Below are 22,177 nucleotides of genomic sequence, written 5' to 3'. Positions count from 1 at the left end.
CTACCAGGGCCCGACCCCGCATGCCCCCCAGGAGCACCACACGCCCCAGGCGCCCCATGCCCCCAAGGAGCAGCACACCCCCCGCGAGCAGCACCACGGTGAGGCTCCCCACCCCGGTCCGCGTCCCGCGCGTCCGGCAGCAGGGCGCGACCACGGCGGCGACCACCGCTCACAGCGCCACGCGCCCCGGCCCTCCGGTCCGCGTCCGGGCAACAACCCCTATGCCGCCAGCCAGGGCATGCCCCGGCCCGGTGGTTCCGGCGGTCCGCGTCCCGGACCCCGTCCCGGTGGGCGCCCCGGCGCCGCGCAGGGTGGGGACCGTCCGGGAGCTTCCGGTGGCCAGCGTCCGCCGCGTCCCGGTCAGGGTGGGGGACCCCGTCCCAACCCCGGCATGATGCCCGGGCACGCGAACTTCGCGCGCCAGAACGAACGTCCCCAGCGCCCCGGTCAGGGCGGAGGCCGCGGTCGCGGCGTCGGCTCACGTCCCGGTGGCGGTGGCCCCGGCGGTGCTCCCGGTGCCGGTACCGGCGCACCCCACGGCGGCTTCGGCGGCCCCCGCGGTGGTCGCGGTGGTCGCGGCTCCACACCCGGCGCCTTCGGGCGCGGCGGTGGGCGCAACCAGCGTGGACGCAAGTCCAAGCGGGCCAAGCGTCAGGAGTTCGAGCAGCAGAGCGCCCCGGCCATCGGCGGTGTGTCGATCCCCCGTGGCAACGGCCAGGAGGTCCGCATCCGCCAGGGCGCGTCCCTGGCGGACCTCGCGGACAAGATCAACGTCAACCCCGCAGCACTGGTCACGGTCCTCTTCCACCTCGGTGAGATGGCGACCGCCACCCAGTCACTCGACCAGGACACCTTCGAGGCCCTGGGCGCCGAGCTCGGCTACGACGTCAAGATCGTCTCCCCCGAGGACGAGGACCGTGAGCTCCTGGAGTCCTTCGACATCGACCTGGAGGCCGAGGAGCTGGACGACGAGGAGCACCTCAAGCCCCGTCCCCCGGTCGTCACGGTCATGGGCCACGTCGACCACGGCAAGACGAAGCTGCTGGACGCGATCCGTCACACCGACGTCGTCGACACCGAGCACGGTGGCATCACCCAGCACATCGGCGCCTACCAGGTGAAGGTGGAGCTGGAGGACAGCGAGCGTCGCGTCACCTTCATCGACACCCCCGGTCACGAGGCGTTCACCGCCATGCGTGCCCGTGGTGCCCAGGTCACCGACATCGCGATCCTCGTGGTCGCAGCCGATGACGGTGTCATGCCCCAGACGGTCGAGGCGATCAACCACGCCCAGGCCGCGGGTGTGCCGATCGTGGTCGCCGTCAACAAGATCGACAAGGAGGGGGCGAATCCGCAGAAGATCCGCTCCCAGCTCACCGAGTACGGTCTGGTGGCCGAGGAGTACGGCGGCGACGTCATGTTCGTGGACGTCTCCGCCAAGCAGCGCACCGGTATCCAGGACCTGCTGGAGGCCGTGGTCCTCACGGCCGACGCCTCCCTGGACCTGCGCGCGAACCCCGACACCGATGCCCGGGGCATCGCCATCGAGGCGAACCTGGACAAGGGACGCGGTGCGGTGGCGACCATGCTCGTCCAGCGCGGCACGCTCCACATCGGCGACGCCATCGTCGTGGGTGCCGCACACGGCCGCGTGCGTGCCATGTTCGACGAGTACGGCAACACCGTGCCCGCCGCGCTGCCCTCGCGCCCCGTCCAGGTCATCGGCCTGACCTCCGTGCCCCGCGCCGGCGACACCTTCCTGGTGGCCTCCGACGACCGCACGGCCCGTCAGATCGCCGACAAGCGTGAGGCGGTCGAGCGTCAGGCACTGCTGGCCAAGCGCCGCAAGCGCGTCACCCTGGAGGACTTCGACAAGGTCCTCAAGGAGGGCGAGGTCGACACCCTCAACCTCATCATCAAGGGCGACGTGTCCGGTGCCGTCGAGGCCCTGGAGGACTCGCTGCTGCGCATCGACGTGGGCGACGAGGTCGCACTGCGGATCATCCACCGCGGTGTCGGCGCCATCACCCAGAACGACGTCAACCTGGCCACGGTCGACAACGCGGTCATCATCGCGTTCAACGTCCGTCCCGCGGAGCGCGTCTCCGAGATGGCGGAGGCCGAGGGCGTCGAGATCAAGTACTACAACGTGATCTACTCGGCCATCGACGATGTCGAGGCCTCCCTCAAGGGCATGCTCAAGCCCATCTACGAGGAGATCGCACTGGGCTCGGCGGAGATCCGCCAGGTCTTCCACTCCGGCAAGTTCGGCAACATCGCCGGGTCCATCATCCGTTCCGGCACCATCCGGCGCGGGTCGAAGGCCCGCCTGGTGCGCGACGGCGTCGTGGTGGCGGACAACCTGGAGATCCTGTCCCTGCGCCGCGAGAAGGACGACGTCACCGAGGTCCGCGAGGGCTACGAGTGCGGCATCACGCTCGGGTACAGGGACATCGCCGAGGGCGATGTCATCGAGACCTGGGAGATGCGCGAGAAGCCTCGCGAGTGATCCCACAGTGATCGATGCGCCCCGTGGGGCCGGGGGACCGGGCCCACGGGGCGCACCCGTGTCCGGGGGAGCCACCGACGGGCAGCGGAGTGGGACGGTGCGGAGCGCGCCCCTCACGGCCGCGTCGCGGGGGACATCCGTTCCCGGGGCCGCCCCCGGGACGCCCCTCCCGCCAGGCTGCCACGCGCCTGCGTGTGTGGCCTCCCCGTTCCCGCACGTACCATGGGGGCCGGAACGGGACGGCGCGCAGTGCGCGCCGCACGACTGAACGAGAGGGGTGGCCCGATGGCTGACGAGGCACGGGTGCGCAAGGTGCAGGACCGGATCCAGGAGACGGTGGCGCGCCTGGTCGGGCGCAGGATCAAGGACCCCCGTCTGGGGTTCGTCACCATCACGGACGTGCGCGTCACCGGTGACCTCCAGCACGCCTCCATCTTCTACACGGTGCTCGGCGACGAGGACGACCGCAGGGCCACGGCCCGCGCCCTGGAGTCCGCCAAGGGTCTCATCCGCTCCGAGGTCGGCAAGGCGCTCGGCATCCGGCTCACCCCGTCGCTGGAGTTCATCCCCGATGCACTCCCCGAGACCGCCGCCTCACTGGAGGGGGCGCTCGCCGCCGCCCGCGCCCGTGACGCGGAGCTCGCCGCAGCCTCCCGGGGCGCCACCTACGCCGGGGACGCCGATCCCTACCGCCGCCCCGAGGACGAGGACGGGGACGAGGGCGGGACCGAGGACCGCACGGATGGCGCAGCCGACGGCCCTGCCGGTGGGCAGGACACGCCGACCACACCCTCTGCCCCCGGTGGCGGGGACGCCCACTGACCATGGCCACCGACGCAGGGGCGTCGCCCTCGGGGCTGCTGGTCGTCGACAAGGACCAGGGCATGACCAGCCACGACGTGGTCGCCCGGGTCCGCAGGCTCGCCCACACCCGCAAGGTCGGGCACGCCGGCACCCTGGACCCCATGGCGACCGGGGTGCTCGTGCTCGGCATCAACCGCGCCACGCGCCTGCTGACCTGGGTGACGGGCCACTCCAAGGCCTACGAGGCCACCATGCGCCTGGGCGTCTCCACGAACACCGACGACGCCGAAGGGGAGGTCGTCGACGACCCCGGGTGCGCCGACCTCGACGACGACCGCTTGGAGCAGGTGATGGCACCCCTGCGCGGGGACATCGAGCAGGTGCCCTCCTCCGTCTCCGCGATCAAGATCGACGGGCGTCGTGCCTACGCGCTGGCCCGGGAGGGCGTCGACGTCGACATCCCCGCCCGCGCCGTGCACATCGGGCGCCTCGACGTGGTCGGGGTCCCGCGTGAGGAGCTCATCGGCTGCGAGGGCCGGCCCCTGCGCGTCACCGACGTCGACATCCGCGTCGAGTGCTCCTCGGGCACCTACGTGCGGGCGCTGGCCCGCGACATCGGGGCGGCCCTGGGGGTCGGGGGCCACCTCACGCGGCTGCGACGCACCGAGGTCGGGTCCTTCACCCTCTCCGACGCCGAGACGCTCCCCGAGCTCACCACCCGCGTCGAGGGCGGCGCTGCACTGCCCGTCATCGACCTCGGGGTGGCCGCGCGCGCCATGTTCCCCGACCTCCCGATCGACGAGGACGAGGCCGCGCGCTTCGCCCACGGCCAGGCGCCGCGACGCACGGGTCCGGCACTGGAGGAGCTGCATGCCGCGGCGGGGGAGGACCCCCTGGCGGTGCTGGCCCCGGACGGGGTGACGGTGCTGGGACTGGCCCGCATCGAGGACGGACGGGTCCGCACTGTCCTGGTGTTCTGACGGGGCAGGAGGACCGGCACCCGAGGGGTGCAGGACGGAGGAGTACGCGTGAAGGTGTGGACGAGCCTGGACCAGGTGCCCGGCGACGAGCGTTCGGTGGTGACCATCGGCAACTTCGACGGGATGCACCAGGGGCACAAGAAGGTGATCTCCACCTGTGTGGAGCGCGCCCGACGTGTCGGCGTCGACGCGGTGGCCTGCACCTTCGACCCGCACCCCGTCCAGGTCCACCGCCCCGAGGTCGGCCTGCAGCTCATCAGCCCCCTGCGCGACCGCCTGGACGCGATGGCGGCCACGGGTCTGGACGCCACCCTGGTCGTCCACTACGACTCCTCCGTGTACTCACTCGACCCCGAGGACTTCGTCGTGCAGTTCCTGGTCGAACGACTGGGAGTGGTCGAGGTGGTGGTCGGGGAGGACTTCCGCTTCGGGCGTCGCAATGCGGGCACCGTGGACACGTTGCGCCAACTGGGGCGTCGCCACGGGTTCGAGGTCATCGTCGTGACCGACATCGAGGACCCCTCGGGCAGGCGTTGGTCCTCCTCCTGGGTCCGTGAGCTGTTGGCGGCGGGGGACGTCGCGGGCGCCGCGCGCGTCCTGGGACACCTCCACCGCATCCGCGGCACCGTGGAACACGGCTTCAAACGTGGGCGGGCACTCGGCTTCCCCACGGCGAACCTCGGTGGTGACATCGAGGGCGTCGTCCCCGGCGACGGCGTCTACGCCGGATGGCTGGTGCGCCAGGTACCGGGGACGACGGCGGGGGAGTTCCTTCCCGCCGCCATCTCGGTGGGCACCAACCCCCAGTTCGAGGGCACCCGCCGCACGGTGGAGGCCCACGTGCTGGGCCGCTCGGACCTGGACCTGTACGGGGAGCGCATCGCGATCACCTTCGTGGCGCGCATCCGCCCCATGCTGACCTTCGACTCCGTCGACCAGCTGACCGACCAGATGGACGACGACCTGCGGCGGACGGCGGCCGTGCTCGGGGTGGCGGTGTCGGGTCGCGTCGACCCGGACTCGGTCCACGCCCAGTGACAGGAGCCGGCACGTCCGCTGACGGAGGTTGGCACGTCAGGTGGAGGGAGCCTGCACGTCCGCGGACGGGCGCCGGCACGTCCGGTCGTGGGACCCGGAACTCCCGCTGACGGGAGCCGGCCGTCCCGGTACCGGCGCAGGAGCGTGCTCGATCTCACCCGGGCGCGGGCCCGTGGTGGGCCGGGGGAGCGGGGCCACGGGTGTCCCCCGTGTTAGCCTGTCATCGCCGTTCGATCGGCCGTGGAACGTCATGCCCGGGGACAGACCCGGTGCTCCGCGCAACGAGATTCCAAGGAGTTCAGGTGCCGCTGACCAAGGACGTCAAGGACCAGATCATCGCCGAGTACGCCACCCACGAGGGCGACACCGGCTCCCCCGAGGTGCAGATCGCACTGCTGACGCAGCGCATCAAGGACCTCACCGAGCACTTCAAGACCCACCAGCACGACCACCACTCACGTCGTGGCCTGCTGCTGCTGGTCGGGCGCCGCAAGCGCCTCCTCGGCTACCTGGCTGACATCGACATCGAGCGTTACCGCTCGCTCATCGAGCGTCTCGGCCTGCGCCGCTGACCCACACCGGCCCGGTTCCCCCATGGACCCGGGCCGGTTCACTGCGTCCGGGCCGGGCACGTCGCCCTCGTCCGGGCACTCCGAGAAAACCCGCGTGACGCCCGCTGGCGGTTTTCGACATTGGCTCACGGACTCCCACCCCTGGTGGCCGGAATGCCGTGGGCTTCGATCGAGAGCCGACGCGGGGCGCGCATCCACTGAGACACAAGGAGAACCACGCCTCATGATGGAAGGCCCTGACATCATCGCCGCGGAGGCGACCATCGACAATGGTCGCTTCGGCACGCGCACGATCCGCTTCGAGACCGGACGGCTGGCCCAGCAGGCCGCCGGCTCGGCCGTCGCCTACCTCGACGACGAGACCGTCGTCCTGTCCGCCACCACGGTGGGCAAGCACCCCAAGGACCAGTTCGACTTCTTCCCCCTCACCGTCGATGTCGAGGAGCGCGCCTACGCCGCCGGTCGCATCCCCGGATCCTTCTTCCGCCGCGAGGGTCGCGCCGGCACGGAGGCCATCCTGGCCTGCCGCCTCATCGACCGCCCGCTGCGCCCCGGCTTCGTCAAGGGCCTGCGCAACGAGGTCCAGGTCGTCGAGACCGTCCTGGCCATCAACCCCGACGACGCCTACGACGTCCTGGCCATCAACGCGGCCTCGATGTCCACCCAGATCGCCGGCCTGCCCTTCACCGGCCCCATCGGCGGCACCCGCCTGGCGCTCATCGACGGCCAGTGGGTCGCGTTCCCGCGCTGGTCCGAGATGCAGCGCTCCGTCTTCAACATCGTCGTCGCCGGGCGCATCGTCACCCTGGAGGACGGCTCCGAGGACGTCGCCATCATGATGGTCGAGGCCGGTGGCGGCGAGAACGAGTGGGAGCTCATCCAGGCCGGTGGCATCGCCCCGACCGAGGATGTCGTGGCCGACGGCCTCGAGGCCGCCAAGCCCTTCATCCGCGCCCTGTGCGAGGCCCAGATCAAGGTCGCCGAGAAGGCCTCCAAGGAGACCGCGGACTTCCCCGTCTTCCTCGACTACTCCGACGAGCAGTACGCCGCGGTGGAGTCCTGGGTGGGCACGAAGCTCGCCGACGCGCTGCTCACCGAGGGCAAGCTCGCCCGCGACCACGCCGTCGACGCGGTCCGCGGCGAGATGCTGGAAGCCCTCGCCGAGTCCCACCCGGACCAGGAGAAGGAGCTCAAGGCCGCCTTCCGCTCCGTCGAGAAGGAGACCATCCGCCAGCGCACGCTGCGCGAGGGCATCCGCATGGACGGGCGCACCCCGCGCCAGATCCGCTCCCTGTCCGCCGAGGTCGAGGTCCTGCCCCGCGTCCACGGCTCCGCCCTGTTCCAGCGCGGCGAGACCCAGATCCTGGGTGTCACCACCCTGGCGATGCTGCGCATGGAGCAGCAGCTGGACAACCTGAGCCCGATCACGGCCAAGCGCTACATGCACCAGTACAACTTCCCGCCCTTCTCGACCGGCGAGACCGGCCGCGTGGGCGCTCCCAAGCGTCGCGAGATCGGCCACGGCGACCTCGCCGAGCGGGCCCTCAAGCCCGTCCTGCCGACGCGTGAGGACTTCCCCTACGCGATCCGTCAGGTCTCCGAGGCCCTCGGCTCCAACGGTTCGACCTCCATGGGTTCGGTCTGCGCCTCGACGCTGTCCCTGCTGCAGGCGGGCGTGCCGCTGCGCGCCCCCGTGGCCGGCATCGCCATGGGCCTCATGACCGGCAAGGTCGACGGGGAGGACCGCTCGGTCACCCTCACCGACATCCTGGGCGCCGAGGACGGCTTCGGCGACATGGACTTCAAGGTCGCCGGCACGAAGGACTTCATCACGGCCCTCCAGCTCGACACGAAGCTGACGGGCATCGACTCCCAGGTGCTGCGCGCCGCACTGGCCCAGGCTCGCGATGCGCGTCTGGCGATCCTGGAGCTCATCAACGAGGCCATCGACGGGCCCGACGAGATGTCGCCCTACGCGCCCCGCATCATCACCGTCCAGGTCCCCGTGGACAAGATCGGTGAGGTCATCGGCCCGAAGGGCAAGATGATCAACCAGATCCAGGAGGACACGGGCGCGAACCTGACCATCGAGGACGACGGCACCGTCTACATCGGTGCTGCCGACGGGACGGCCGCCGAGGCCGCCCGCGCGATGGTCAACCAGATCGCCAACCCGCAGATGCCCGAGGTCGGGGAGCGCTTCGTGGGGACCGTCGTCAAGACGACCTCCTTCGGCGCGTTCGTCTCGCTGACGCCCGGCACGGACGGCCTGCTGCACATCTCGCAGGTGCGTCGCCTGGTGGGCGGCAAGCGCATCGACTCCGTGGAGGACGTCCTCCAGGTCAGCCAGCAGGTCGAGGTCGAGATCGCCGAGATCGGCGACCGCGGCAAGCTCTCCCTGCACGCCGTGGTCGACGGCGAGTCCGAGGACCACGGCTCCCGCGAGCCCGAGTCCGCCGTGGAGCACGAGCACCGCGAGCGTCCCGAGCACGGGGAGCGTCGCGAGCGTCGCCCGCGCACCCGGTCGCGTCGTCGCCGCGAGGAGGACAACGGTGGGAGCTCCTCCGAGGAGTGACACCGTGGACTGACCACGTGGGTGACCGCGTGGAGTGACACCGGTTCCGATCCGGTCCGGATGAGGGGCGGTTCCGTCGCACGTGCTGCGGCGGAACCGCCCCTCCGTCGTCCCCGGGGAGCGGTCTGCCCCCAGTCGGAGGACAATGGTTGACCACCGTGCGGGACCCACGCACGGGTTCCCCGATCCGAGGAGGCGACGAATGAGGATTCGATGGAGGTACATCCGCAGGACCGTCGGTGTCCTCCTCGTGCTCATGCTCCTCGGCGCCCTCATCTACGGAGTGGCCCTCACGGTCCGGGACCGGGACACGGGACCCGCGTCGGGGGATGCGCTCGCCTGCACCGAGATCGGTGCCGAGCAGGGCGTCTTCCTCGGTGTCGAGGACGAGGACACCGGAGTGAGCAGGGTCGTCCTCAGTGTCCGCACCGATGGTGGGACGTCCGAGTCCAGCCTGGAGGCGGAGGACAACGGTTCGGACGCCGGCGTTGCCGGGAATCTGTTCGTGGCCACCACCGGGCGTCCCGAGGCCTCGGACGTCGAGGTGCGCCTCACCGACCGGGACGGGGACGTCCGGGTGCTGCCCGGCGTGGGTGAGGCCGTGCTGGCGGAGCCGAACGGCCCGCAGTGCGAACCGCACTCCTGGCAACTGTCCATGGACCTCCACGACGGCTCCCTCACCCCCGCCCCCACCGCCACCCCCTGACCCCTGACCCCTGACCCCTGACCCCTGACCACGCCGAGGTCCGCTCTGTTCTGAGCTCGAAGTCCGCTCTGTTCAGGGCCCGAGGTCCGCTCTGTTCAGGCCTCGAAGTCCGCTCTGTTGGCAGCACGAGGTCCGCTCACCCAGCCTCACGAGGTCCGCTTACCGGGCCGCGCATGAGCCGCCCTGTTCGGCACACGCTCTGCCCCTCTTCCTGCCGACGAGCCGCTGAGGTCATCGCACGTGGCCATGAGCGCATGTCGCCCGGCCCCGCCCACGGGGCGACGGGTTGCCCCTGCGGCTGTTGCGTGCGCGGGCCAGTAGACTCGGGGCATCCCCGACTCGGAGGTTCGGTCATGCGCCGCTTCACGGATTCCATCCTCTTCCTCGCACTCTTCGTCATGGCTGCGTTGGCCTGGCTGATCCTCGCGAACACCGGTGGTGTCCCCGAGGCCGCGTCGGGCAGGATCGCCCCGATGACCGTGGGGACCGTGGTCGTCATCGCCTGCCCGGCCCTCCTGCTCGCCGCTCTCCTCGGGCTCGCGCGCGCCCTCAGCAAGACCTCTCCGCGCCGCTTCTACACCTGGACCACGGGCGCCGCCGTCGCGGGCAGTGTCGTGGCCGCGGTCGCCTCGGTGCCCGCCGACCGACAGGGGGTCGAGGTCGGATTCTCGTGGATGTCCTGGTTCTTCGGGATCATGGCCTTCGCCTTCGTGATCGCCCTCGTCATCGCCCTCACCGGCGGGATCCCCGGACCGTCCGACGAGGCACCCGCACAGGCCCGGCCCACGACTGCACCGGAACGGCCCCGGACCGAGACCCCGGCCCCGAAGTCCTCNGCCCCTCCGTCGTCCCCGGGGAGCGGTCTGCCCCCAGTCGGAGGACAATGGTTGACCACCGTGCGGGACCCACGCACGGGTTCCCCGATCCGAGGAGGCGACGAATGAGGATTCGATGGAGGTACATCCGCAGGACCGTCGGTGTCCTCCTCGTGCTCATGCTCCTCGGCGCCCTCATCTACGGAGTGGCCCTCACGGTCCGGGACCGGGACACGGGACCCGCGTCGGGGGATGCGCTCGCCTGCACCGAGATCGGTGCCGAGCAGGGCGTCTTCCTCGGTGTCGAGGACGAGGACACCGGAGTGAGCAGGGTCGTCCTCAGTGTCCGCACCGATGGTGGGACGTCCGAGTCCAGCCTGGAGGCGGAGGACAACGGTTCGGACGCCGGCGTTGCCGGGAATCTGTTCGTGGCCACCACCGGGCGTCCCGAGGCCTCGGACGTCGAGGTGCGCCTCACCGACCGGGACGGGGACGTCCGGGTGCTGCCCGGCGTGGGTGAGGCCGTGCTGGCGGAGCCGAACGGCCCGCAGTGCGAACCGCACTCCTGGCAACTGTCCATGGACCTCCACGACGGCTCCCTCACCCCCGCCCCCACCGCCACCCCCTGACCCCTGACCCCTGACCCCTGACCCCTGACCACGCCGAGGTCCGCTCTGTTCTGAGCTCGAAGTCCGCTCTGTTCAGGGCCCGAGGTCCGCTCTGTTCAGGCCTCGAAGTCCGCTCTGTTGGCAGCACGAGGTCCGCTCACCCAGCCTCACGAGGTCCGCTTACCGGGCCGCGCATGAGCCGCCCTGTTCGGCACACGCTCTGCCCCTCTTCCTGCCGACGAGCCGCTGAGGTCATCGCACGTGGCCATGAGCGCATGTCGCCCGGCCCCGCCCACGGGGCGACGGGTTGCCCCTGCGGCTGTTGCGTGCGCGGGCCAGTAGACTCGGGGCATCCCCGACTCGGAGGTTCGGTCATGCGCCGCTTCACGGATTCCATCCTCTTCCTCGCACTCTTCGTCATGGCTGCGTTGGCCTGGCTGATCCTCGCGAACACCGGTGGTGTCCCCGAGGCCGCGTCGGGCAGGATCGCCCCGATGACCGTGGGGACCGTGGTCGTCATCGCCTGCCCGGCCCTCCTGCTCGCCGCTCTCCTCGGGCTCGCGCGCGCCCTCAGCAAGACCTCTCCGCGCCGCTTCTACACCTGGACCACGGGCGCCGCCGTCGCGGGCAGTGTCGTGGCCGCGGTCGCCTCGGTGCCCGCCGACCGACAGGGGGTCGAGGTCGGATTCTCGTGGATGTCCTGGTTCTTCGGGATCATGGCCTTCGCCTTCGTGATCGCCCTCGTCATCGCCCTCACCGGCGGGATCCCCGGACCGTCCGACGAGGCACCCGCACAGGCCCGGCCCACGACTGCACCGGAACGGCCCCGGACCGAGACCCCGGCCCCGAAGTCCTCGACCCCGGCCACCCCCTCCTCCCAGGTGGAGGGGAGCGCGACCCCCGTCACCGCCCGCCCCTCCGGCGTGCCGTCCACGACGGGCCCCACGGATGCCGCGCTCCCCTCGGGACGCACCACCTCCACGGGCACGCCCGCACCCGACCCCTCCATCCACGGCACCGCCACGGACCGCACGACCTCCCGGGAGCCCAAGGCGTGAGCACCACCCCCCGCATCCCCTCCGATCCGTCGGATGCCCGGCAGGTCAGCACCTTCCACGCCCCCTCAGCTGATACCCCTTCGCCGACCGCTCCGACGCTCCCCGCTCCCATCGAGCTCCCCGTGGTCCCGGCCGGGGACCCGTCCTCGTCGATGTCCTTCGAGGACGGCGAGACCTGCGTGCGTCGCACCACGCTGCCCCAGGGGGTCCGCGTCCTCACCCAGCAGGTCCCGGCCACGCGTTCGGTGGGCGTCAGCCTGTGGGTCCCCGTCGGCTCCCGTGACGAGACGCCCGAGCACGCCGGGTCGACCCACTTCCTGGAGCACCTGCTCTTCAAGGGCACACGCCGCCGCAGCTCCCTGGACATCGCCGTCGCCTTCGACGCGGTGGGTGGGGAGTCCAACGCGGAGACCGGCAAGGAGTCCACGGAGTACTGGGCGCGCGTGCTCGACCAGGACCTCGACATGGCCGTCGACGTGCTCGCGGACATGGTCACCTCCTCGCGGCTCGACACGGCCGACTTCGACCTGGAGCGCGGCGTCATCCTCGACGAACTCGCCATGGCCGAGGACAGCCCCACCGAGGTCGTCCACGACGCCTTCCAGCTGGCCGTCCACGGTGACACGCCCCTGGGTCGCCCCGTCGGCGGCACGGCCGCCGCCATCCGCGCCGTGGGGCGTGACGCGGTGTGGGACCACTACCGCCACAGCTACGGCCCCGACACCCTCGTCGTGGCGGCTGCGGGCAGCGTCGACCACGACCACCTCCTGGAGGTCGTCCAGGAGTCGCTGGAGCGGGCAGGGTGGGGGAGCGACGGAGCCGCCTCCCCGCTCGGCCCTCGCGCGCGACGCGCCGAGTCCGGCTGGACCGAGCGCGGCGAGGGCGAGGTCGTGCGCCACCGTGACGTCGAGCAGGCCCACGTGATCGTGGGCTGCTCCTCGATGCGGGCGGGCGACCCCCGGCGCCCCGTGATGTCGGTGCTGCTCAGCCTGCTCGGCGGGTCGATGTCCTCGCGCCTCTTCCAGGAGGTGCGCGAGAAGCGTGGCCTGGCCTACTCGACCTATGCCTTCGACGCCCCCTACGCCGATGCCGGTGCCTTCGGCATGTACGCCGGAACCTCACCCTCGCGCGTGGGCGAGGTGGAGGCGCTCATGCTCGCCCAACTGGAGGAGGTGGCCGCCGACGGACCCACCGAGGAGGAGCTCGAGCGTGTCCGCGGACAGGTCCGCGGCGGGCTGGCCCTGGGCCTGGAGGACAACTGGTCGCGCATGACGCGCCTGGGCCGCTCCGAGGTGCAGGGCCGCTACCTGACCGTCGCCGCAGCGCTGGCCCGCATCGAGGCGGTGACACGCGAGGACGTGCGCTCACTGGCCGCGGACCTGGCATCCGCCCCGCGCAGGCGGGCAGTCGTGCTGCCCTCCTGAGGACGGGCAGCCGGACGTGGACGGCGCGCGGTGGGCGGGGTGACGTGCGGTGACGAGGGCGGGCCCGGGACTGACGAGGGCGAAGCGGGAACCGGAGACCCACGTGGGACGGGACACCGAACGGCCAGAGGACTGACGAGGACGCAACGAGGAGAACGGACGACATGATTCGTGTGGCAGTGATCGGTGCAGCAGGACGGATGGGCTCCACGGTGGTGGAAGCGGTCGAGGCCGCCGACGACCTGGAGGTCGTCGCCCGGATCGACGACGGTGACGCGATCACACGCGACACCCTGGCGGGAGCCGATGTGGCCGTGGACTTCACCGCTCCCTCCGTGACCGAGGCCAATGTCCACGCCTGCCTGGAGGCCGGCGTGGACGTGGTCGTGGGGACGACCGGGTGGATGGAGGAGTCCCTCGCTCGGGTGCGGGAGCAGGCCGAGGCCGTGGGAGCCCATGTGCTCGTGGCCCCGAACTTCGCCGTGTCAGCGGTGCTCGTCATGCGTTTCGCAGCACTCGCCGCCCCCTACTTCGAGAGTGCGGAGGTCATCGAGCTGCACCACCCCGACAAGGTCGACGCCCCCTCGGGCACGGCCCTGGCCACAGCGAGGGGGATCGCTGCGGCGCGCAACGCCCAGGACTGCGCCCCCATGCCCGATGCCACCACGACCGACCCGTTGGGCGCACGTGGCGCGGAGGTGGAGGGCGTGCACGTCCACGCCGTCCGTCTCCGTGGACTCACCGCCCACCAGGAGGTGCTGCTCGGGAACCCCGGTGAACAACTGGTCCTGCGCACTGACTCCTTCGACCGGATCTCCTTCATGCCCGGCGTCCTCTTCGGCATCCGGCACGTGTCGGAGCGCCCCGGCCTCACGGTCGGGCTCGACGTCCTGATGGGCCTGGCGTGACACGCTCCCGGCCCGCCTCCCCGGACAGGTCCGTGCGTCCCGCCCTCGTCGAGGATGCCGCGGCCATCGCCCGCATCCAGGTGGCGGGTATTCGCGAGGCCGTGGCGGCCGGACTCTCCGACCGGAACGCCCCTGCGGTGCCCGAGGTGCCCGAGGCGCAGGTGGAGGCGACCTGGCACCAGACCCTGGGCCGCCCCCAGCCCTCCGGTCACCACACCCTGGTCGCCCTGCACGGGCACGGGGTGGCCGGGTTCGCGGCCTGCGTGCCGGGGGAGCCCCTGCCCCCGACGACGGGCAGACCGGAACCGGTGCCCGCGGGCACGGACATCCTGGCACTGGAGGTCGACCGCGACTTCCGGCGCTCCGGTCACGGCTCGCGTCTGCTGGCAGCCATCGTCGACATCACGCACCCCCGGACCCTCAGGGTCTGGATCGTGGCGGGGGACGACGTGCGGGTCCGCTTCTACCAGAGCGCCGGGTTCTCACCGGCCGGCATCCGGCGCACCCTGGCCACCGGGGTCGGGAACGTGGTCGAACACCTGTGGTGGTCCAGCCTGGACTCGTGACCCCGAGCCACGCCTCCCGGGACCGCGAGGCACGCCTCGCCCGGACCCCGAGGCACGCCTCGCCCGGACCCCGAGTCGCGCCTTCCCCCCCCGGACCTCCGGGAACGTCCCGATGGGCCTGCCGTCGCCTGCTGCGGGGATGGGGACCGATGAGGCGGATGCTGAGGTCCGGCGGGGATCTGGTGAGGCACCGGGCCGGTTCCGAGATGCCGGCTTCATGTTCAGGTACCGGGTTCATGCCGAGATACCGGGCCGGTGCCGAGATACCGGGTTCATGCCGAGATCCACGGCCAGACCCCGGTATCTCAACCGCGATCGTGGGTCTCGCCGTGATCCGTGGATCTCGCCCTCGCCCTCATCCCGGCCTGAGGACGGCGCAGGGTGACCGTCTCCCGAACCCCCTGACCAGTGCCGGTCCGTCGGCCGCGGGCACCGGATCCCCGCACGGCGGCACGGGCGTGCCGGACCCTGCGTCCCGGACGCGCACGCCATGCGGATCAGGGGCACCGCCACGATCGGCAGGTCCCGACCGTGGCGGGTCACGTCCCGGGACGCGCCCCCGCCGACCGCGTCCCGTCGCATAGGCTCAGTGGCATGAGCCACGTCCCCCCGCGCACCTTCGGGTCGCTCGCCCCCGCACTGGTCACCCCGTTCAACGCCGACGGAAGCCTGGACCTCGACTCCGCACAGGCCATCGCCCGCAAGCTCGTCAGTGACGGCTGCGACACGATCCTCCTGTCGGGCACGACCGGGGAGTCGCCCACCACCCACCAGCCCGAGAAGGACGACCTCACCCGTGCCGTCGTCGAGGCGGTGGGGGACCGCGCCTTCATCCTGTGCGGTGCCGGCTCCAACGACACCGCACACGCCGTGCGCATCGCCCAGAGCGCCCAGGCCTGCGGGGCCGACGGTCTGCTCGTCGTCTCCCCCTACTACAACCGCCCCTCACAGGCGGGGGTGCGCGCCCACGTGCGCGCGATCGTGGAGGGCACGGACCTGCCCGTCATGCTCTACGACATCCCCGGACGCACAGGTGTCGCCTTCGGGGACGAGTCCCTCGACGAACTCTCCACCCACCCCCGCATCCTCGCCGTCAAGGACGCCACCGGCAAGGTCGAACAGGGTGTGGAACGCATGCACCGCACCGGCCTCGAGTACTACTCCGGCGACGACGGGCTGAACTTCGCGTGGCTGACGGGCGGCGCATCCGGGATCATCTCCGTGGTCGCCCACGTGGCGGCCCCGTACCTGCGTCGCATGGTCGACCTGCTCGACGCGGACGAGGTATGGGAGGCCCGTGAACTCTCCTACTCCCTGCGCCCTCTGATCCACGCGATCATGGGTGGAGGGCAGGGGGCCGTCATGGCGAAGTGGGCACTGCACCTGCAGGGCCTGCTGCCCAGCCCGACCCTGCGTCTGCCGCTGGTGCCGCCCAGTGAGGCGGAGGTCGCACGCGTGGAGGCAGCCATGGGGGACCTCGACCTCCTCTGACACGTTCCCGACGGTCCCGATGTGCCCGTCACATCGGGTGGGACCGGGCACGGTGGGACCCGGGGGCGCGTGCCTGCGTGGCACACTGGGACCATGAAGCCCCTATACGACAACCTGAAAGAGCCTGCACCCCTTGCCAAGGGTGCACTGCGCGTCATCCCACTCGGCGGCCTCGGGGAGGTCGGCCGCAACATGAACGTCCTCGAGCACAACGGCAAGCTGCTCATCGTGGACTGTGGTGTCCTCTTCCCCGAGGAGACCCAGCCCGGCGTCGACCTGATCCTCCCGGACTTCTCCTGGATCGAGGACCGGATGGACGACGTGGTGGGCCTGGTGCTCACCCACGGCCACGAGGACCACATCGGTGCCGTCCCCTACCTGCTCAAGCTGCGCAACGACATCCCGATCTACGGGTCGGAGCTCACCCTGGCCTTCGTCGAGCCGAAGATCCGTGAGCACCGCCTCCCCACCCCCGAACTCCACGTGGTCACCGAGCACGAGCGTGTCTCCCTGGCCCCCTTCGACCTGGAGTTCGTGGCCGTCACGCACTCCATCCCCGACGCCCTCGCCGTGTTCGTGCGGACCTCCGCGGGCAACGTCCTCATCACCGGCGACTTCAAGATGGACCAGCTCCCGCTGGACCACCGCCTCACCGACCTGCGGTCCTTCGCCCGTTTCGGCGAGGAGGGCGTGGACCTGTTCATGGTGGACTCCACCAACGCCGAGGTCCCCGGGTTCATCGCCCCCGAGCGCGGGATCGGTCCCGTCCTGGACCACGTCTTCGCCGACGCCACCGGGCAGATCATCGTCGCCTCCTTCTCCTCCCACGTCCACCGCGTCCAGCAGGTCGTCAACGCGGCCGCCCACAACGGGCGTCGGGTGGCGCTGGTGGGGCGCTCCATGGAGCGCAACATGCGCATCGCGGAGGAACGCGGCTACCTGACCGTCCCCGAGGGCGTCCTCATCGAGACCTCGAAGATCGGCGACATCCCCCCGGACAAGCGCGTCTACATGGCCACCGGTTCCCAGGGTGAGCCCATGGCCGCTCTCTCCCGGATGGCAGCGGGCTCCCACCGCTTCGTCACCATCGACCCCGGTGACACGGTGGTCTTCGCCTCCTCCCTGATCCCCGGCAACGAGAACTCCGTCTACCGCGTCATCAACGACCTCACCCGTCTGGGAGCGCACGTCGTCCACCGCGGCAACGCCAAGGTCCACGTCTCCGGGCACGCCTCGGCCGGTGAGCTCATCTACTGCTACAACATCGTCCAGCCCGCCAATGTCATGCCCATCCACGGCGAGGTGCGCCACCTCGTCGCCAACGGCCAGCTCGCCGTCAAGACCGGCGTCGATCCCCGCAACGTCGTCCTGGCGGAGGACGGAGTGGTCGTCGACCTGGTGGACGGACTCGCCCGCGTGGCCGGTTCGGTCCCCTGCGAGTACGTCTACGTGGACGGCCGCTCCATCGGTGAGATCTCCGAGGACGAGCTGGAGACCCGCCGGACCCTCGGCTCCGAGGGGTTCATCAGTGTCTACGCCGTCGTGGAGCACGACACGGGCACGGTCCTGGTCAAGCCCACGATCCGCGCCATCGGCATGGCCGAGGACGACGGGGTGTTCGACGAGATCCTCCCCGAGGTCGACAAGGTCCTGCGTGACACGGCTGCTCCCGGGCGGGTCGATCCCCACGTCCTCCAGCAGGCCATGCGTCGTGTCCTGGGCCGGTGGGTGGCCCGCCGTCTGCGCCGCCGTCCCATGATCGTGCCGGTGGTCGTCGAGCAGTGACGGGGGAGGCCACCACCACACCCCGGGCGGGTCGGCACCCCCGCCGGGCCTCCGGCAGCACGGAGGTGACCGGCGTCCCCACGGTGATGCGGGTCCCCACGGTCGTGACGAACGTGTCCGTCCTGGGCGCGGTGTGGTCCCTGGTCGCCCTCGTCCTGCACCACCACTCCCACCCGGCCGTCCGGGCGGTGACCGAGCTCTTCGACGCCTTCAACGTCCCCGTCGGCCCGGGCGTCCTGGAGGCCGTGATCCTCGTGATCCTGGCCGTGGCCGCCTCGCGCCACAAGCGCATCGCGCTGTGGGCGGTGCTGGTGCTGCAGCTGCTGGGCGGGATCTCCTCGGTCACCACCCTGGTGGAACCTGAGGGGTACGACCCCCTCTCACTGGTGGTCGCGTGCGTCTCCGTCACGGTGGCGCTGGCCTCGGTGCCTGTCCTCCTGTGGGCACGCCCGGCCTTCGCGGCGCGCACCGTCAAGGGCTCGGTGGTGGGAGCCCTGCTCATCCTCGTGACCGGCCTGGGTCTGAACCTGGTCCTCGGGCTCCTCGCGGTCCGCATCGGGTCGATGAGGCACCAAACCCACGCCCTCCAGTGGCTCCTCTCGAAGCTCTTCGGCACGCTGCCGATCTCCTTCTTCACGGATCCCGTCACCGTGCACGGTCCGCGCGGGCTGGGCGTGCTGCTCTCCCTGGTCTCCGCCGTCGTGATGGTGCTCGCCCTGTTCTACTTCCTGCGCGGACAGCGCATGCCCGGGCGCACCCCCGAGGACGACCTCTTCGTGCGGGGTCTGCTGGCCAGGTGGGGCGAGGACTCCCTCGGCTACTTCGCGACCCGCGACGACCGCTCCGAGATCGCCTCCACCGACCGCCGCGCCGCGGTGTCCTACGGGGTGGCGGCCGGGGTCTCCCTCGTCGGCGGCGACCCCCTGGGGGACCCGCAGTCCTGGGACGACGCCCTCGTGCGCTGGCGCGAGCAGTGCGCCCGCTTCGGATGGGTGCCCGCCGCCATCTCCGTGTCCGAGGCCGGGGCACGTGCCTTCCGCAACCAGGGCTTCACGGTGAAGTCCATGGGGGACGAGGCCGTCGTCCACACCCACCGCTTCGACCTCAACGCACCCCAGATGAGGACCCTCGCCCAGGCCGTGCGCCGGGCCCGCCGCGAGGGCGTGGAGATCTCCATCCGCCAGTTGGGGGACATCGACGAGGGCGAGAGGGTGGAGCTGGCCCGGGCGGCGGAGACCTTCCGCCACGGTGAGGAGCGCGGCTTCTCGATGTCCCTGGAACGCATCCTCGAACCCATCGACGCGCGCACCACCGTGGTGAGCGCCCGGGGCGGGGACGGCGCCGTCCAGGCGCTGCTGACCTTCGTGCCCTGGGGGAGCAGGGGACTGTCGCTGACCCTCATGCGCCGCAGCCCCACCTCCGTCAACGGCATCGTCGAGGCCATGGTCGTGGCCCTCATCGAGCAGGGGCGCGAGACCTCGGTGGAGCGTATCTCACTGAACTTCGCGATGTTCCGCCGCGTCTTCGACGAGGGCACAGCGGTGGACGCCACGTGGACGCACCGCCTGACGCGGCGCATCATGCTGGTCGCCTCCCGCTTCTGGCAGCTCGACTCCCTCTACGAGTCCAATGCGCGCTACCAACCGGAGTGGGTGCCGCGCTACTTCTGCTTCCTCAGCTACGCCGAGGCGACGGCCGTCATCGTCGCCTCCGGTGTCCTGGAGGGTTTCCTGCCCCAGCTGGGAGCCCGGACCTCGCAGAGGTGGAGGGTCACACCCGAACACCTGTCCCGTGTGCGTGCCCTCGAGGAACGCGCCGTGGAGGAGGCGGCGCCGGCCCCCGAGCTCTCCGAGCAGGAGAGGGTCCGCCGCTCCAAGGCGGAGCGCCTGAGGAAGGCCGGCATGGAGCCCTGGCCTCCCGGTGTCGGACTGGGGGAGGAGCCCTCCGCCCTCGTCGGTGCCGGGTCCGACCTGGCCCCGGGTGGGCGCTCGGGACGCCGGGTCCGCACCGGGGGGCGCATCCGCGCCGAACGCGACCACGGCGGCGTGGTCTTCGTCGACGTCGAGCGGCGGGGGAGGAGGATCCAGGCAGTCCTGGACGCCTCCGTCCTGCCCGCACACCAGCGCGAACTGTGGCGACTGACCGACATCGGGGACATCGTGGCCCTGGAGGGCGAGCTCGTGCGCACCACAAGGGGCGAGGTCTCCGTGGAGGTGAGCGACTGGGTGATGGCCGCCAAGTCGTTGCGCCCCCTGCCGGCCCGCGGTGCCGTGCTCGACGCCCGCACCCGGACCCGCCAACGGGTGGTCCAGTTCCTCACGGACCCCACCTCCCTGGACCTGCTGCGCATGCGCTCCCGTGCCCTGGCGGAGGTGCGGGCCGTGCTCTCCGAGAAGGGCTTCCTCGAGGTCGAGACCCCCATGCTGCACGCCGTCAAGGGAGGGGCGAACGCGCGGCCCTTCCTCACGCACTACAACGCCTACGGCACTGACGTCTTCCTGCGCATCGCACCCGAGCTCTTCCTCAAGCGCCTCGCCGTGGGAGGCATGGACGCGATCTTCGAGATGGGCCGCTCCTTCCGCAACGAGGGCGCCGACTCCACCCACAACCCGGAGTTCACCTCCCTGGAGGCCTACCGGGCGGGCGGGGACTACACGACGATGCGCCTCCTCACCCAGGAGCTCATCCAGCGCGCCGCGCGTGCCGTCAACGGGTCGTGCGTGTGCCTGAGACCGGTCGGGTCACCGGGCACGGACGGTCTGGCCGGGGTCGCCCGGCTCGACGGCACGGACCTGGCGGCCGTGGACCTGTCGGGGGAGTGGCCCGTGGTCGCGGTGCACGAGGCGGTCTCGAATGCCGTGGGTGCCACGGTCACCCCGGACACCCCGGTCGCGGATCTCGTGGAGCTCTGCCACGCCCACGACGTCCAGCCTCCCGCGCTTCCCGACGAGGGCGCTCTCGTCGGAGCCCTCTACGACGCCCTGGTGGAGGCCCGCACGGTGCACCCCACCTTCTACACGGACTTCCCGAAGTCCTCCTCCCCGTTGACGAGGGCGCACCGGCGTGACCCGCGACTGGCGGAGCGGTGGGACCTGGTGGCCTTCGGCACCGAGTTGGGGACCGCCTACACGGAACTCACGGATCCCGTCGACCAGCGCCAGCGCTTCACCGAGCAGTCCCTGGCGGCCGCGGCCGGGGACCCGGAGGCGATGAGCATCGACACTGCCTTCCTGGACGACCTCGAACTGGGACTGACGCCCACGGGTGGGCTGGGCATCGGGATGGACCGCATGGTCATGCTGCTCACCGGCTCCACGATCCGCCAGGTCCTCGCGTTCCCGTTCGTGAGGCCTCTGTCGCGGAACCCGGGGGTACGGTGAGGGCATGACCGGCCGATTCGTCTCGACGCACTCCGTGCTCCTGTCCCTGCCGCTGCACATCGACCGGCTCCCGGAGAGGGGTGCCTCGGTGCGCGCGGACACTGCGACCTCCACCCCCGGTGGAGGGTTCACGACACTGTCCGCGGCGTCCGCGCAAGGGGTGCACGCGGCGCTGGCCTCCCCTCTGGGGACGGGTCCGAACTCCTTCGCGGTGCGTCAGCAACTCATGGACGCGGGAGTGGAGATCCTCACCGAGGAACTGGTCGGGGACATCGGTGTGGGGGTGCTCCTGGTCGAGGCGGACGGGTCGACCACCTCCATCGTCACCTCCGGTGTCGAGTCGGAGCCCTCCCGTCAGGCACTGGACGCCATTCCCCTGGTCCCCGGGGACGTCATCCACATCGCGGGTGCGGACCTGACGAGCCCTGTGGGTGCGGAGGTCCTGGCCAGCTGGGGTGCGGACCTGCCCGACTCGGTGACGCTCGTGCTGGCGGTGTCGCCCGCGGTCAACGAGGTCCCGGTGTGGGCCTGGGGCAGCCTCCTGCGCCGTGCCGACGTCCTCACCATGAACATACGCGAGGCCGCACTGCTCGGGAGGGCACTGACCGATGGCGGTCACGGCACGGGCATCCGCGACGTGCTCCGCCCCGAGGCCGCGATGGTGCGTCGCCTGGGTGTCATGGGCTGCGAGGTCCAGGTGACCCAGTCGGAGCCCCGCGTCCAGATCCCCGCCTTCACCTCCGAGGTGGTCGACACCACCGGAGTGGGTGACACCCACGTGGCCACGATGTGCGCGGCCATGCTCCAGGGCCTCGACCTGGTCGAGGCCTGCCGTCGGGCGAACGCGGCATCCGCCGTGACGATCTCGCACGAGTCCGCCCTGCCCGTACCCACGTCCGAGCAGATCCAGCGGGTCCTCGAGGTCGGCCGGGTCGTGTACTCGTACTGACGACTCGGC

The 22,177-nt window shown here is 71.3% G+C and carries 16 protein-coding genes; all 16 read left to right on the top strand.

Annotated features, from left to right (window positions below; genetic code table 11):
• A partial coding sequence (infB, locus tag BQ9890_RS06030; RefSeq protein ID WP_143226414.1) for a translation initiation factor IF-2 occupies nucleotides 1-2,509 on the top strand: 2,509 nt, incomplete at its 5' end.
• 285 nt (nucleotides 2,510-2,794) lie between these two features.
• A complete protein-coding gene (rbfA, locus tag BQ9890_RS06025) occupies nucleotides 2,795-3,331 on the top strand; it encodes a 30S ribosome-binding factor RbfA (RefSeq protein WP_078062265.1) in 537 nt (178 codons plus the stop codon).
• Nucleotides 3,332-3,333: 2 nt separating this feature from the next.
• Nucleotides 3,334-4,293, top strand: coding sequence for a tRNA pseudouridine(55) synthase TruB (truB, locus tag BQ9890_RS06020; protein WP_075890123.1), 960 nt, complete (start codon nucleotides 3,334-3,336; stop codon nucleotides 4,291-4,293).
• A gap of 48 nt (nucleotides 4,294-4,341) precedes the next feature.
• A complete protein-coding gene (locus tag BQ9890_RS06015) occupies nucleotides 4,342-5,331 on the top strand; it encodes a bifunctional riboflavin kinase/FAD synthetase (RefSeq protein ID WP_075890121.1) in 990 nt (329 codons plus the stop codon).
• Nucleotides 5,332-5,633: 302 nt separating this feature from the next.
• Nucleotides 5,634-5,903, top strand: coding sequence for a 30S ribosomal protein S15 (gene rpsO, locus BQ9890_RS06010; RefSeq protein WP_043534206.1), 270 nt, complete (start codon nucleotides 5,634-5,636; stop codon nucleotides 5,901-5,903).
• Between the two features lie 223 nt (nucleotides 5,904-6,126).
• Entirely contained in the window at nucleotides 6,127-8,478 is a 2,352-nt protein-coding gene (locus BQ9890_RS06005; protein WP_075890119.1) for a polyribonucleotide nucleotidyltransferase, read from the top strand.
• A gap of 202 nt (nucleotides 8,479-8,680) precedes the next feature.
• Complete coding sequence (locus BQ9890_RS06000; protein ID WP_075890115.1) at nucleotides 8,681-9,184, top strand: hypothetical protein; 504 nt, start codon at nucleotides 8,681-8,683, stop codon at nucleotides 9,182-9,184.
• A 940-nt stretch (nucleotides 9,185-10,124) separates the two neighbouring features.
• Nucleotides 10,125-10,628 (top strand): hypothetical protein, encoded by a 504-nt coding sequence (locus BQ9890_RS05990; protein WP_075890115.1) that lies wholly within the window; start codon nucleotides 10,125-10,127, stop codon nucleotides 10,626-10,628.
• A 353-nt stretch (nucleotides 10,629-10,981) separates the two neighbouring features.
• On the top strand, nucleotides 10,982-11,665 hold the full coding sequence (locus BQ9890_RS05985; protein ID WP_075890113.1) for a hypothetical protein: 684 nt from the start codon (nucleotides 10,982-10,984) through the stop codon (nucleotides 11,663-11,665).
• Between the two features lie 152 nt (nucleotides 11,666-11,817).
• Nucleotides 11,818-13,089 carry a M16 family metallopeptidase gene (locus BQ9890_RS05980; RefSeq protein WP_075892814.1) on the top strand — a complete coding sequence of 424 codons (1,272 nt, stop codon included), beginning with the start codon at nucleotides 11,818-11,820 and terminating at the stop codon, nucleotides 13,087-13,089.
• Between the two features lie 164 nt (nucleotides 13,090-13,253).
• A complete protein-coding gene (dapB, locus tag BQ9890_RS05975; RefSeq protein WP_075890111.1) occupies nucleotides 13,254-13,997 on the top strand; it encodes a 4-hydroxy-tetrahydrodipicolinate reductase in 744 nt (247 codons plus the stop codon).
• On the top strand, nucleotides 13,994-14,563 hold the full coding sequence (locus BQ9890_RS05970; RefSeq protein WP_075890109.1) for a GNAT family N-acetyltransferase: 570 nt from the start codon (nucleotides 13,994-13,996) through the stop codon (nucleotides 14,561-14,563). Before dapB ends, BQ9890_RS05970 begins: the two co-directional genes overlap by 4 nt.
• Before the next feature lie 594 nt (nucleotides 14,564-15,157).
• Entirely contained in the window at nucleotides 15,158-16,054 is an 897-nt protein-coding gene (gene dapA, locus BQ9890_RS05965; RefSeq protein WP_075890107.1) for a 4-hydroxy-tetrahydrodipicolinate synthase, read from the top strand.
• A gap of 93 nt (nucleotides 16,055-16,147) precedes the next feature.
• Nucleotides 16,148-17,839 carry a ribonuclease J gene (locus tag BQ9890_RS05960; RefSeq protein WP_075890105.1) on the top strand — a complete coding sequence of 564 codons (1,692 nt, stop codon included), beginning with the start codon at nucleotides 16,148-16,150 and terminating at the stop codon, nucleotides 17,837-17,839.
• Nucleotides 17,840-17,904: 65 nt separating this feature from the next.
• A complete protein-coding gene (gene lysX / locus BQ9890_RS05955) occupies nucleotides 17,905-21,219 on the top strand; it encodes a bifunctional lysylphosphatidylglycerol synthetase/lysine--tRNA ligase LysX (protein WP_230297842.1) in 3,315 nt (1,104 codons plus the stop codon).
• A 4-nt stretch (nucleotides 21,220-21,223) separates the two neighbouring features.
• On the top strand, nucleotides 21,224-22,168 hold the full coding sequence (locus BQ9890_RS05950; protein WP_195907633.1) for a PfkB family carbohydrate kinase: 945 nt from the start codon (nucleotides 21,224-21,226) through the stop codon (nucleotides 22,166-22,168).
• The last annotated feature ends 9 nt before the right edge of the window (nucleotides 22,169-22,177 follow it).

The sequence above is a fragment of the Actinomyces provencensis genome, assembly GCF_900155435.1.
In the GTDB taxonomy this organism is placed as follows: domain Bacteria; phylum Actinomycetota; class Actinomycetes; order Actinomycetales; family Actinomycetaceae; genus Pauljensenia; species Pauljensenia provencensis.
The sequence above is the reverse complement of the archived record's forward strand: the minus strand, read 5'-3'. Positions and strand labels throughout refer to the sequence as shown.